Annotated in this window: 10 protein-coding genes; 5 read left to right on the forward strand and 5 right to left on the reverse strand. The window is 28.9% G+C overall.

The window, feature by feature from the left end:
• Window positions 1-31: 31 nt before the first annotated feature.
• Together EDL80_RS01205 and EDL80_RS01210 are read right to left on the reverse strand one after the other, a co-directional pair.
• Complete coding sequence (locus EDL80_RS01205; protein WP_158406390.1) at window positions 32-2,605, reverse strand: hypothetical protein; 2,574 nt, start codon at window positions 2,603-2,605, stop codon at window positions 32-34.
• Window positions 2,602-2,823, reverse strand: coding sequence for a hypothetical protein (locus EDL80_RS01210; protein ID WP_158406391.1), 222 nt, complete (start codon window positions 2,821-2,823; stop codon window positions 2,602-2,604). The genes EDL80_RS01205 and EDL80_RS01210 overlap by 4 nt, the downstream gene beginning before the upstream one ends.
• A 668-nt stretch (window positions 2,824-3,491) precedes the next feature.
• Between EDL80_RS01210 and EDL80_RS01215 the strand changes: the two genes are divergently transcribed.
• Window positions 3,492-6,161: an ankyrin repeat domain-containing protein gene (locus tag EDL80_RS01215; RefSeq protein ID WP_158406392.1), complete on the forward strand. Its 2,670-nt coding sequence runs from the start codon at window positions 3,492-3,494 to the stop codon at window positions 6,159-6,161.
• Here EDL80_RS01215 and rpmG read toward each other — a convergent pair.
• A complete protein-coding gene (gene rpmG, locus EDL80_RS01220; RefSeq protein ID WP_158406393.1) occupies window positions 6,139-6,309 on the reverse strand; it encodes a 50S ribosomal protein L33 in 171 nt (56 codons plus the stop codon). The genes EDL80_RS01215 and rpmG overlap by 23 nt on opposite strands.
• A gap of 204 nt (window positions 6,310-6,513) precedes the next feature.
• On the opposite strand from rpmG, the gene EDL80_RS01225 reads away from it, so the two are divergent.
• The 4 genes from EDL80_RS01225 (at window position 6,514) to EDL80_RS01240 (ending at window position 9,369) form a co-directional block, all read left to right on the forward strand.
• Window positions 6,514-7,224 carry a phosphatidylglycerophosphatase A gene (locus EDL80_RS01225; protein ID WP_158406394.1) on the forward strand — a complete coding sequence of 237 codons (711 nt, stop codon included), beginning with the start codon at window positions 6,514-6,516 and terminating at the stop codon, window positions 7,222-7,224.
• 4 nt (window positions 7,225-7,228) lie between these two features.
• The gene (locus tag EDL80_RS01230; protein WP_158406395.1) at window positions 7,229-7,708 is read left to right on the forward strand and encodes a disulfide bond formation protein B; all 480 of its coding nucleotides are present in this window, start codon (window positions 7,229-7,231) and stop codon (window positions 7,706-7,708) included.
• Complete coding sequence (locus EDL80_RS01235; protein WP_158406396.1) at window positions 7,692-8,204, forward strand: demethoxyubiquinone hydroxylase family protein; 513 nt, start codon at window positions 7,692-7,694, stop codon at window positions 8,202-8,204. Before EDL80_RS01230 ends, EDL80_RS01235 begins: the two co-directional genes overlap by 17 nt.
• 907 nt (window positions 8,205-9,111) lie before the next feature.
• Complete coding sequence (locus EDL80_RS01240; RefSeq protein WP_158406397.1) at window positions 9,112-9,369, forward strand: hypothetical protein; 258 nt, start codon at window positions 9,112-9,114, stop codon at window positions 9,367-9,369.
• Between the two features lie 332 nt (window positions 9,370-9,701).
• On the opposite strand, the gene mnmA is transcribed toward EDL80_RS01240, so the two are convergent.
• Window positions 9,702-10,811 (reverse strand): tRNA 2-thiouridine(34) synthase MnmA, encoded by a 1,110-nt coding sequence (mnmA, locus tag EDL80_RS01245; protein ID WP_158406398.1) that lies wholly within the window; start codon window positions 10,809-10,811, stop codon window positions 9,702-9,704.
• A 778-nt stretch (window positions 10,812-11,589) separates the two neighbouring features.
• Window positions 11,590-12,615 carry a hypothetical protein gene (locus EDL80_RS01250; protein ID WP_158406399.1) on the reverse strand — a complete coding sequence of 342 codons (1,026 nt, stop codon included), beginning with the start codon at window positions 12,613-12,615 and terminating at the stop codon, window positions 11,590-11,592.
• Between the last annotated feature and the right edge of the window lie 1,392 nt (window positions 12,616-14,007).

Genomic DNA, 14,007 nt, shown 5'->3' on the forward strand with positions numbered 1-14,007 from the left:
TAAGGTAAGTCAGTAACATAGAAAAAAAATATTATCTTGAAGAGCTTTGTTGTGTTGTTTTATTATAAGGTTTGTATGGTTTTCTGTGTGAAACTTTTATCTTATAACTTGGAGAAGAGGAGTGTTCTTCTGTTGTATGAGTAGTATTACTATGTACTATATTGGTATTGTGTATTGTTGTAGATAAAGTAGCATTTTTGCTTCTGTCTATTGGATAAGTTGTATAAGGACTTAATGGTAGGTCTTTATGTGATTTTTCAGAATGTGCACTACTTGTGCTTGGGGAGTTTACTGTGTTTATGTTGATTGGTTCATGCTCTTCTTTTTCTGGAAAATCTGTTTTCTGATAGTAATAATCTTCGTCAAGATACATTTCTATTAATTTCTCTATGCTCAATGAGTTTATATCGATACAGGTTAATTGGTTGATAGTTTGTTGGGTATGTACTGTGTTAATTGTACTTGTGAGATTAGGGCTGCTTCCTTGAGTTGTTTTTTCCGCTAAAGGATCTATTGGTTGATTTGCTGTATGAGATTGTATTGTTTTACTATTTATATTGTTTGTACTGAGTAAGTTTTTTTGTGTTGTTACAGTAAGACTTGGGCTATGCTGATCTGTTGTAGTATCTATAACATTTAACATGCTTGTTCTTCTAATATTTGAAAGTGTTGTGCTTATGGTGCTTACTCGTGGTTTTTCTATTTTTTGATTATTTGTTGTGTTATTCTGTGTTCTATTGACTTGTGATGGTTTAATTCCTTGTGTGATGATTCTAGTAGTTGATGTGTATTCTTGCATAGTATGTGATGATATTGATATATCACTGGAAATACTACTAGGGCTTTCATATTGACAGCTATTAGTTTCTGTATAGACAGGTAAATGTGTGGTGTGAGCATTTTTTAATGTATAATTTTCAAGTAAGGAAATATCAATCTGCCTATTCTGTTTGATTTCATTAATGTAAAATTCAATTATACTGTCTTCTTCAAGTTGATCTATTGGTGGGTCTCCTGTAAGTAAATTAGTAATATTAAAGTTACTTACAGGAGTTTTAGGTGTATTAGGGAATTGTGGTGAACCATAAGAGTGTTCATCATATAATGCTTGAACATCAACCATGGGTGAACTAGTAATATTGAAACTACTTCCTGGAGTTTTAGGTGTATTAAGGAATTGTGATGAACCATAAGAGTGTTCATCATATAATGCTTGAACATCAACCATGGGTGAACTAGTAATATTGAAACTACTTCCTGGAGTTTTAGGTGTATTAGGGAATTCTGATGAACCATAAGAGTGTTCATCATATGATGCTTGAACATCAACCATGGGTGAACTTGTTGTATTAAAATTACTGTGCGAAGTCTTTGACGTATTAGGGAATTCTGATGTTTGATGTTGGGTATTAGTATGAGTGTTGATAGGATTTGTACTACTAGGACTAATCATGTGAGGTTTTAATGTAGTGCTTGATTTAGGAGAATCCTGTGAGTTTTTATTGTCTGGTGTTTTCATATTAGAATGTGATTGTTTAATATTGGTTATAGGTGGGCTTGTGATATTTAAATTACTACGTAAGCTTTTTGATGATGTACTAGGGAGTGCTTGTGTTTCAGTGTTAACGTGAGTTTGTTTAGTATCAATATTAGTATTAGGAAAACCTGTATCACTAGGCTTGATGGTGTGAGATTTTGATGTGGTAAGTAATACTGGTATGTGATATGTGTGATCATTATGTTCTTTTTTGTTTGTGGGGCTACTTGTTGTTGTATGTAATTCTACGTTGATTAATGTATAATCAGGTATATTGTGAATCATCTGTTTTATAGTTTCTAATTTTTGTGGTGTGTTAAGTAATATTAAAGTAATATTGCTATAATTTGAGAAATGAAAAGAATGTATAAATTGGTAAATTACAGTGTTATTTGATGGTATGTCTTCTATTGTTATATTATGGTAAGTCTTGATTTCAATGTGATGTGTTTTATTAGTAATACCGTCTTTTTTGACTTTAACATTCCTTAGGTCATATGTAATTTTATTACGTTTATTTTTACAGGTGTATACTGCAACTGCACTATTATTTACAATTGTGGTATTGCTTAATGCTAAGGTGTTTAAGGTTATTGCATTAGAATGAAAATATTTATGTAGTGTTATAGCTTGGGTTTTATTATATAGTATGTTTGCCGTGAAAGGATGAGGTGAGATCTGTGGAAACTTAAGTCTTGGGAAGTACTGTATTGTTGTAAGTAAGTAGTTGTTTAAAAATAGGTATTCTGTATTGTGGTTAGTAGCAGCGTTTTTACGTAGTGTTATCTCTGTTTTTGTATATGTGGGCAACATGGGTGTTGTTATATTGGTTAAAGATAGTATCTTTAGATTGTCAAATGCGTCTAATGTTTGAATTAAAGGTGCTGGGTAATCTATCCATCGTGATTCTGCATGGAACTGTAAGTACATTAAATTTGTTAAGCTGCTAGCTATATACTGTAATTGTTGCAAGAACTTATTTTTAGGTCGATGGTGAAAATTATCGGTATATGATTCTTGTAATGCTATGATAAAACTAGAAAAATTTTTTTTAGTATTTGTTGTCAATCTATTCTCATGTATAGTAAAAAAATTGCATGATCAAGATGTGAAGTTGTTGCTATTTGAAAATCTTCGTATTGTTTTATAATATTTTGATAATTTTTGCGTACTTTTCGTCTGTTAACTTTATAAAAGACATTATTCATGTTTCCTATAGTTTGTATAGAATGAAAAAATGGTGTTTCTAGTATTTCTTCTAGTATTGTTTCTAAATTTTTATTCATAAAGTATTTTAACAATATGTAACTTAAGGTTTTTTGTGTGCTATCAATTAATAAATTAATTAACTTATTAATTTTTATAATGTAAATAACTACTATGCTAATTATCGGTGGTTAATTTGTCAACACTTATTATTAATATACTAATTCAACTATTTATACATTACATTAGTTTGTTTTTTTATAAAAGATTAAAGATGCTGAAATAGAAGTTTATTTGAATGTATTTACTATATATAGAGTTCAGTGTGTCTTAGGGATATAAGATTACGTATTTTAATATGTAATGAACCATGCATATGGATGTCTTTTGTTAATATTAAGAATATTGTTTTTTTGTGTTATATATATTTAGCATATGTAGAATAAGTGTGTTTAAATTGCTTATTTAAACTGTAAGAAAAGATATATATGTTTCTAGTGTTATAAGTAAATGTAGGAACTCATATATGTTAGGATTGATGTAAGTTAGACGTGTTTATAGTATTTTTATTCCAAGTGTAGTTATGATCAAATATGTACATTTTCTTTTGAAGATTAGTACTGTTAGGTAAAATATTTTTTATAGTTAATCTATAGTTGTAGGATTAATCATATATCACAATTATTAATATATCTTTCATAGTATTAGCTTATAGAAATAGTCTCAAAATAAGTGCAGAGAGATTAAGATGTTAGGTGGTGATGATGTTAAATTACAACAAGAGGTAGAAGAGGGAAGTGTATCAAGTGAGCTTGGTATTTCAAGTGATCTCTCTGTTGATATGTCTATGCAGCATGATGACACTTTATCAGAACAAGATATTGGAGAGGTAAATGCTGCAAAAACATATGGAATATCTCCTGAAGCTATTAGAGTACTAAACGTATTATTAGCACATGCTTCAAAAAGTGGGGATTTTTCTGAATTTTTTCAGGAACTTTCATCACGTTTAATACGTGATAAAAATAAGCGTATTAGGCGTGAGTGTGGTTTCCTGATATTACAAAATGCATCGGGAAAATATAGTATTCAGCTTTCTATTGATGGGGTACGTGCAAACTGTAGTGGTCTATGCCATATATATATATGTGATCTTGGTAGCATAGCTTTGGTTTTTCCTCATGAATCTTGTGATCGTGTAGACTTTATGACATCAATTGCTAATAGCAATTTTGTGATAAGAGGATCAAGGATCAGCAAATTGTCAGTAGAATGTATTGATGGACAGTTAATTTATCATCCTGTATTTTTTAAAGTTGAATCATTACAATATGCTATGGAACATGAAGATAGGCAAGCAGTTGATTCGCTGTGTCGCGTACTCATGAGGTGTGAAACTGGTAGACAGATAGTAAAAAGAGTAACTGAGTTGATATTATATAAGATAGATAGAAATCAAAGTAAAGTTGACTATAAGATATTAGGTTGTCTTGATCATTTGTTAGCACTACAAAGTGAAGGTTTTAATCTTCAGAGTTTAACAGATTTAAATATAGTACAACAGTTCAAAGCTTTTACTCACACTGTGTGTTCTGATAGTTCATTGTTAGGTAAAGTATGTAAAACACCTTATGAGAATATTGTAAGGACAATGTGCTTGCTTGAATTACGGGAAGTTGAACAATTAGAACCTGTAAGGTCTGCTAAACAATATAGAAGACGTGATTCTTATGTTGTTGGTAGTACTGATATGGTGTCTCCAGATATGGTACATAAGGTATATGGTCCTGATGAGGATAATATTGTTTTTCTTATGATGCAGTCAGATTGTGTAGACGTTATAGAAAAGTTATTTTCTCAATATAATATTGATATTGCTACACAAAATGCGTATGGCTATACAGCAATGCATTTTGCTGCAATGTATAATGCAAAAAATTGTGCAGAGTTTTTACTTAAATATAATACTAAACCAGTAATTTTAAGAAAACCTGTTAAATCTAAAGTAACACCGTCCCATTTAGCTGCAGCAAGTGGTGCAGTAGATGTATTGAGGTTGTTGGAAAAGTATAATCCACGTGACATTAGGAAACGAGATTCTATGGGGCGAAGTATAGTGCATCATGCTGCTATGGCTACTGATAGTAGAGCTTTATCATTTTGTGTTGAAATTGGTTTAGATATTAATGATCAAGTAAAATTGACTGATAAAGAAGGTGCAAATAATAGTGAAGGTTGTACAGCATTACATTTTGCAGTAGAAGGTGGAAATTTAGAGATCGTAAACTATTTATTGTCCTGTAAAGATATTGATTTATCTATTCAAAATGTAGAAGGATATACTCCTATTACTAGTACAATGAGAACTAGAGCAAGTAATGGAAATACTCTACTACATCATTGTGTTGTTTGTGATAATCCTGGATTGTTGAAAAAGGCTATAGATTTGGGATGGAATACTGTTATGTTAGTACGTAATGCTGCTGGTAAAACAGCTTTTGATCTTGCAATTGAAAAAGGTAGAGTAGAGTGTGCTGTTGTATTGTTAGAATATTATTATGGTGTGAAATATAAAGATAAGTTAGGTAATACAATATTTGCAATATTAGATCCTGAAGGGAATACCTTGATTCATCAAGCTGCAAGTTTTGATAGTGGTCCAATAATGAAACGTCTATTATCTTATAATGAGATTAGTCTAAAACGTGTAAATCGTTGTAATGAAACTCCATTAGATGTTGCAATAAAATATAATAATGCGAGTGTAATAGATTGTTTACTTGCTGATTCAAGACAAAGTTTATTTGATCTTTATGGTAATAGTTATGTCATAAAATTGATGAGTAAAGGTTTAATGACACGGAAAGTGTTGAGGATTATTAACAAAAAGTACGCGAAAATTAGAACAAAACAGTTTGTTAAATCGTCTTTGTTCTCTATGTTAGTATTCTTATTCTTTTTTGGTATTATAGTCTTTGGCATTGTGACTTTTCCTGACAAAGTTGATAACATGCTCGCGATGTTGGGTTCTGATATATTATTTTTAAAAGTGTTTTTAGCTGCTTTGATAATCTTTTCTTTAGGAATTATTTGTATAGGATGTTGTGTAGCATTTCAACTACGTACTGATTTATCAGCATATAAAAAACTTTTCCCTATGAATCCTGAGAATGTTTGTTCCACTACTGCAGGTGCACTAATGAAAAGCACATCTTCTACTTATAGTGACTATATATCAATATACAATGATCATGCTTTCCTAGAAACACCAGAATTAAGTTATGAAAGTAAAATAGAAATAAGTAATAAAAACGGAGAAGGAAATACCGACAGTGCAAAAGGCTGTACTACCACGGTTACTGGGTTATCTGTAGAAGATTGTCAATCACCACAGATTAACGTAACTTTTCCTCAGTAAATAATACATGTTTTCTTGCAACAGGATCATACTTACGAAAAGAAAGCTTATTAATTAACTTTTTTGGATTACGCTTTTTTACATAGAAATAACCAGTACCTGCACTGCTTGCCAATTTTACCAGTAAAGTAGCGCCTCTTTTAGCCATAAACAACAAGTAACTAAGTAATAACTGAAGTAAGCATAATAATAAATTTGATATCAGTCAAGAAAGTATTTAAATTGCATAATTTTATGTGTTATATTAAAGAATAAATATTAGAGTATCAGTCAATATTAGCTTATAATTCATATGTAAGTAAGCTTGTATGTTTGATTTATTTGAAAATAATTTATATTTTTGTATTAGCATATGTTAACTTCATGGTGTCAAGTTTTAATGAAACTTGTTGGTAAATTATTACCTACTAAATTAATTAGTACCTTTATGGGTACTGGATATTTGCCAGCATGGCAAAATCATTGGGCAGCTCTTTTGTCACTACTGTTAGGGTACGTGTTTTTTTACTTGGTATATGGCATGTCTTATATGTCATATGGTTTAATTGTAATGTCTTCTATGATTGCTGCATTTTTTTTAAAGATATCACTGGTTCTTTTAATAGTGGGGGTAATATCAATATTTGTGTTTCAGTCTAATAGTTTTGGTGATGATAGAAGTGATACTATAGTAATACAGATAGTAACAGGACAGTTTCTAGTAGTTGGATTGACCATGCCTGCAATAGTTGCAATATATAATAGTTTGTCAGTATTTTATAATAAAATATGTCATGGTGTTTTTATATGTCCTGCTTGGTTTAACGATTTTATGCATTTTTTGATATTTTTTCTGATCCCATTTGTATTTTTTAACATTATTGAAATAATAAAACCTTGGCCAATTTCTAGTATGCAGATATTGTATAATAATTGTTGTTCAATAATATCTGAAGGGTTGATATTAGCTATATATACATTGATAGTTATGTATCTTGCTGCTTTTATATGTTTTGATTTGACTATTAACAATGCATTAGTTTTTAATAAGTACATTTTTACTTTGGTGAAGGTTATTAAGTAAAGTTATGAAAATAATGAATAACTATAGTATTATCTTGCTTTTTATAGCTAGTGTTATTGCTTTATCTGTAGCATATGTTTCTCAATACTTATTCTTAATGCTTCCATGTAAATTGTGTATATATGAGCGAGTACCATACTTTATTACAATAGGTTTATTTTTAATACATTTGTTAAAGCCTTCTAAGGTCATTTTTTTCTGTATGTGTTTGTGTTATGTATGTAATGTGTTAATTTCTGGTTACCATGTTGCGTTAGAACATAGTTGGGTTTCAGATATTTTTGGGTGTACGGATTCTATAGAATCTGGTACATTTGATGATATTAAAAACGCTTTATTGAATAAAAGTATTACAGTATCTTGTAATCATCCTAGTTTCCTATTTATGGGGTTATCTATGGCTGCTTGTAATTTTATATATTGTTTGTTGTGTTTAGTGTTAAGTATTCATTTATTTTTTAAACAATATGTTAAGGATAAATAGTGTTTTAGATCAAATGATTAGAGTGAATCATGCTGGAGAGTATGGTGCAGTTTGTATATATCATGGTCAAGAATTAGTCTTTCGTAAAAAGTTGATTGGTGAAAAAATTTTAGAAATGAAAAGACAAGAACAGAAGCACTTTTCTTACTTTGATTCTATTATGAGAGAGAAAAAAATACGTCCTACAGCTTTTATACCGATATGGCATGTTATGGGGGTCATGTTAGGTGTTACAACAGCTATGTTAGGAGAAGGTGCAGCTATGGCATGTACTGTTGCTGTTGAGGATGTAATAAGTGAACATTATCAAGATCAAATATCAATTTTAGATGATAGTGAATTGAGAAGGAAAATAGTACAGTTTCGTGATGAAGAATTAGAACATCATAATATTGCTGCATGTCATAATTCTGCTAATGGTAAGGATTATAAGGTGTTATCATATTTAATAAAGAAAACATGTAAAATTGCTATTGCTGTTTCTAAGGTAATATGACACAAAAAAACAGTAAGTAGTGTTTTATTAGAAGGTAACTTATACTTATTGTGAAGGGTTTATATAGTCTTTTATACTATATAGTATGTTTTGTATGAAAGAAGAACATCAAGGTTGGTTCTACCTATCTGATAGTAAGGAAATATGTATTTAGTTATATATGGGTCTGATGAGTATTTACTGATTGTTTTATTATTGTAAAATTAATTTTATTATAATGGAATGGACTATTGTATAGAAACAGGCCTTAAGGATGTTATAATACAAGGTATGTAAATGAAGTCAGGTATCAGTTTAATATATCTGCTATAAATTATTGATATCATTTATTTTTAAATATGTGTTACACAGAAACTATTTAAATAAGTTATTGAATTATTGTGTATATGATTTGTAATATTGTAAGTTGTTATGGTATTAAGAGGTTGTGTTATTAATTTTTGTCTCCTTATATTTCTCTATGATATTCTTGTGTGTCTTTAATAATAAAGATGTGTTCATTGTTTGTAAGCGTATGAATATCAATTAAATATTTAGTTAGTTGTTATGTTTCAGAATAACGTGTTATATTGATTTGCTGATATAACTTAAATTTATATGCATAATGTATGCAGTAAGATGCAGTGAAATATAGAAAACCTAACCTTTTATCACAATACTTTAATAATATGAGTATATGAAAGATTATATAGGTTTATATAGGAGTAAGAAGATATTTGGAAAATACAATTGTCGGTTTATCATTTGTTCTAAAGACTACTCCCTAAATAATATGTAAGTATATAATTTATACTATACATTATTCTAATATTGCTTAATCATATGTATGTATTTACACATGAGTAACTTGTATGACTGTTTGTTGATAAATATGATGAGCTGATGTCAATGTTTGTATGAGTTGTTGTTGGATTCTGAATGTTATTCTGATGATGTTGTTAGTAGGATTAACATATCTGCATTTGCTATATATTTAAACATGAGTAACTTGTATGACTGTTTGTTGATAAGTACGATGAGTTGGTGTCAATATTTGTATAAATTATTGTTGGATTCTGAATGTTATTCTGATGATGTTGTTAGTAAGATTAACATATCTGCATTTGCTATATATTTAAACATGAGTAACTTGTATGACTATTTGTTGATAAATATGATGAGTTGATGTCAATATTTGTATAAATTATTGTTTGATTCTGAATGTTATTTTGATGATGTTGTTAGTAGGATTAACATATCTGCATTTGCTATATATTTAAACATGAGTAACTTGTATGACTGTTTGTTGATAAGTACGATGAATTAATGTCAATGTTTGTATGAGTTGTTGTTGAGTTCTGAATGTTATTCTGATGATGTTGTTAGTAGGATTAACATATCTGCAACTGCTATGTATTTAAACGTGAGTAACTTGTGTGGCTATTTGTTGATAAGTACGATGAGTTGATGTCAATATTTGTATAAATTATTGTTTGATTCTGAATGTTGTGACTAGTATTAGCATATCCATCCTCCACCTAACATTCTATCTTGATCATATATTACACATGCTTGTCCAGGAGTTACAGTACAATAGCTATCTTGTAATAGTACGGTTGCTGTGTTGTTATTATTTGGGTAAATAATAGCAGTGCTCCCTGTATGAGATGACCTTAACTTGACTTTAACTGTTAACCCGTTGTGTGGAATTTGCTCTTTTGCTAACCAATTGAGCTCTTTTATATGTAGTTTATTTTGTAGTAATGCAGATTTTGGTCCTACTGTGACTTCATTAGTATCAGGATTGAGTTTTATTACATATAGTGGTTCTCTAGAAGACAATCCGATGCCTCTTCTTTGTCCAATTGTGAAGTTAACTATACCATTATGATGACTTAATATGTTACCTTCAGTGTCTATTATATTACCTTTTTTTATTGTCTGTGGTCTTAATTCAGCGATTGTTTTTTTATATGTGTCTGTAACAAAACATATATTCTGACTATCTGGTTTATTTGCAACTTGTAGATTAAGATACTTGGCTAACTTTCTTATATCTTCTTTATGAAAGTTACCTAATGGAAATCTTAATAACTTTAATTGTTCAACTGTGGTTGCAAATAGGAAATAGCTTTGATCTTTTTTAACATCTTTGCTTGAATATACGTATATGTCATCACCTTGTTCTATTTTTCTAATGTAATGTCCTGTGACTAACACATCAGCACCTAGTGATTTTGTTGTATTAAGTAAATCTCGGAATTTAATAACTTGATTGCATTTTACGCATGGTATAGGAGTTTTACCTTGTGTGTATGTATCTATAAAATCTTCTATGACTTCTTCTCTAAATACCTTTTCATAATTAAGGGTATAATGAGGAAACCCCATACTTGATGCTACTTGTTTTGCATCTTTTGTATCTAAACTGCCACAACATGCACCTTTTGCATTGTTATGATTATTATTATATAGCTGTAAAGTTATGCCAATGACTTTATACCCTAACTTATGTAGCAGTGCTGCTGCTACTGAACTGTCGACTCCTCCAGACATTGCAACAACTACAGTTGTTAATGGAGGTTCCTTGTCTTTGACTAGTGGATCTATTTTAAAGTCATCTAACATGATTGAATACAGTATATTTTGAGAATTATATCATGTAAATGCAATATGCAAAGTGTGTAATTATTTTGTGTAGTATCGAATGTATGAAATTTATCAGTGTTTTTTATCTAAAAAAATAAGTTGTGTGTATTTATGTGCAGGTGTGAATTAGTAATGGCTTTTTTAGATGACTTTTATCAGTGTGAAATTACGTAATATTACTACTAATAGACAGGTGATTTAGTATATATGGGTGATGTGAGCTATAGTAAGTATGAATTAATGTTGATCTTGTTATATGGCTTTTATCAATGTGAAATAGCGTGATGTTTACCAATAGATATAGTGGTTTTAGTAATACTGTTAATTGTTTTTATAAGTTATATATAGTGATGCGAATATGAATTAGTGATGTCCTTTTTGAGTGAATTTCATCAGTGTAAAATTGCATAATGTTATCAATAAATGCAGTGGTTTAATATACTTTAAATTATTTCTTGTGATACTGTTATATATATTGTCAATTTTTGTAGTGAGAAATTTTCTATATGTTATTGGTTCGAGTAGAATATTGTCAGGTAATTTAAATTATTTGTATTGTGACCAGAGCTATTGTTTATGTAAGTTTATATCTTGAAGTTAAATTGCAGTAGTAAATTTATAAAAGTATATATGGTGTAATGTACTAAATAGCGTTGGTATGTAATTTCAAGGTATATATTATGTTTTACTGTTGAAGTTGTATTTGTTGTTTATGTAAATATTAAGTTGTGACTTAGTTTAAAAAATATTTAGATGTTTATCTACTTAAAGTACAAGTCTTACTACATGTTGTATTATCTAAGTATCTATGAGCATGTTGTTCAGAATAATAGTCTGCTATTTTGTAACCTTCTGTTTTTTTTAAGTATGTTGTATGAGGTGGTGAGTTAAAATTAGATGTTCTTAGTATGATATTATTTCTGTTCTTTTTTACTGATATGATAAATTTATGACCATCTTTTGTATATTCATGTTTGCTGTTACTAAAATATTGTGATAAAAGCTTAGGTTTGTTGAATTTCATCTGAACTTGACTATACGAAATAGAACTAAAAATATCATTTGGTTTTGATGATATTACAAAAGATAACTCAGAGTTGATAGTATATTTTACTTTGTTTGTTACACTGCCTTCACTATCTATAGCTTTTATAGGGAAGTCATGCTTTATAGTTAGTCTAAGAGAATGTGGATTAATTACTGTAATCTCTACTTGAGACGGTGTATTTGTTAAGTGTACATTTTGATTTAATGCATGTTTGCTGATCATGCGATATATTACAAAATAGGACGATGATAAGTAAGCTCCTTGATTTAAATAAGTTATTAGTTCATGTATAAGATTTTTTTGAGGTACTTGTCCACATTGTTCAAATATGTGTTCAAGGTATGCAGCCATTTCGATTCTAGGTTTAAATTTATCATCAATAGAGGTACTTTCTGTTAATTGAAGTATATATTGTCTATGACTATTTTCAATAGCATGAAATTTTTTAGGATTCTGAGTTCGTGCCTTTTCTATCTTATTTGTTGTTTGTTCTTTAGTATCATGAACTTTATATCCGTTAATTTGTAAATTAAAGCGTTGATTGTCTTGTTTTGTACATCCTCCATGTATAATATGATCATTTAGTTTTTTAGGAACTATAATCTTTGGTACATGTTGAAATTTAAGGGTAGATAAGTAATCTGTAAATGTAATTTTAAAGTTTTGGTTAACTTTTTTATTGTGATTATAGAATATTATTCTACTAATTATTAATGCAAATAAAAGTAAGAGCATATATGTAGTTATTATAATGAAAAAGTACTTGAATATATTTTGAGATTTAAATAAAAGTATAAACATCCTGAACAACCTTATTACATATTTAATAACCAATTAATAAATCTTTTTATAGTGTATTAATTATGTTAACATTTCAAGATTAATTATATAAAAAATCATTAAATAATTAATAAAGTGATGCTATTTTGTACAATAGGGTGTTATATGGAGTTGATCTTAGTGTCGTTATTTTTCATTGTAGAAGATTATTAATAGTTTTGAGAATATTCTGTGTTATTTAAGATGATTTTATATTATTGGCTAGAATGTCTTATAGTAGTGTTGGAGTGCCTATTTATGTAGCCTTATGATGTAGAATATATACTTCTAGATTTGGATGAAGAAAGTGAAATAACAATGTTAATAGTAAAATTGATATATGACCTATCAATATCTGTATTTGTTATAGTAATAACTTTATGATAATATCAAGTTTTCTTTATATTAAAATTTTCTGTTTAATATTACTACCTACTACAGTAATATTAATTCCTGCTTATATGTTTTGTATAAACAAATATGTACTAGTTATATTGTAGTAAAGTAGATTAAGTTGGTGTATAGACTTTAAGTGATAAGTATAGTTACATATTGTTAAGGTATGTTAACATAAAAAATCTGGTAATCAACGTACGAATCATATGAGAGATTATGTGTAGTAAATGTGTATCCTATATTCCGATAACTTAATATTGTTATGTATTGTTAGAATGTAGTTAATGTAAAGCATATGTTAGTGAATACCCAAATTATGGAGAAGTATATATAGCAAATGTGTATACTATACTGTTCCAGTGTACTTAGTGTTATTGTATTTTGTTAAAGTGTAGTTCATGTAAAGCATGTGGTAGTGAATACCCAAATTATATAAGAAGTATATATAGCAAATGTGTATACTATACTGTTTCAGTGTACTTAGTGTTATTGTATTTTGTTAGAGTGTAGTTCATGTAAAGCATGTGGTAATGAATACCCAAATCATGTGAGAAATATATATAGCAAATGTGTGTACTATACTGTAGTGTTCCGGTGTACTTAGTGTTATTGTATTTTTGGTTGGTAACTTAGAAAATTATTCAATAGTGATGTGTCATGGTTCTGTTCTGTTGTTATGTGTTAATATTAATATGAATTTATATTTTGAAGTTGAGCTGTAGGAGTAAATTTATAAAAATACATGTGACTTTTAATGTGTTAAGTAGTCTTAATATTATGATTTCAAGTCTAGTGGGTTTGGTATTGTGTAAAGTGTAGTATTTTATCATAGTGTAGATAGATAGTGATTCTGATATAGGCATGTAATTTTGTGAATAATATATAAATGTATTATCATGAATTGTTGAAATT

The sequence above is a fragment of the Ehrlichia ruminantium genome, from assembly GCF_009728835.1.
Taxonomy (GTDB): domain Bacteria; phylum Pseudomonadota; class Alphaproteobacteria; order Rickettsiales; family Anaplasmataceae; genus Ehrlichia; species Ehrlichia ruminantium_B.

Bases quoted from the DNA above. Each gene is read 5' to 3' on its own strand.
- EDL80_RS01210 (WP_158406391.1), bottom strand. From the start codon at position 2,823: ATGAATAAAAATTTAGAAACAATACTAGAAGAAATACTAGAAACACCA.
- EDL80_RS01215 (WP_158406392.1), top strand. From the start codon at position 3,492: ATGTTAGGTGGTGATGATGTTAAATTACAACAAGAGGTAGAAGAGGGA.
- rpmG (WP_158406393.1), bottom strand. From the start codon at position 6,309: ATGGCTAAAAGAGGCGCTACTTTACTGGTAAAATTGGCAAGCAGTGCA.
- EDL80_RS01225 (WP_158406394.1), top strand. From the start codon at position 6,514: ATGTTAACTTCATGGTGTCAAGTTTTAATGAAACTTGTTGGTAAATTA.
- EDL80_RS01230 (WP_158406395.1), top strand. From the start codon at position 7,229: ATGAAAATAATGAATAACTATAGTATTATCTTGCTTTTTATAGCTAGT.
- EDL80_RS01235 (WP_158406396.1), top strand. From the start codon at position 7,692: ATGTTAAGGATAAATAGTGTTTTAGATCAAATGATTAGAGTGAATCAT.
- mnmA (WP_158406398.1), bottom strand. From the start codon at position 10,811: ATGTTAGATGACTTTAAAATAGATCCACTAGTCAAAGACAAGGAACCT.
- EDL80_RS01250 (WP_158406399.1), bottom strand. From the start codon at position 12,615: ATGCTCTTACTTTTATTTGCATTAATAATTAGTAGAATAATATTCTAT.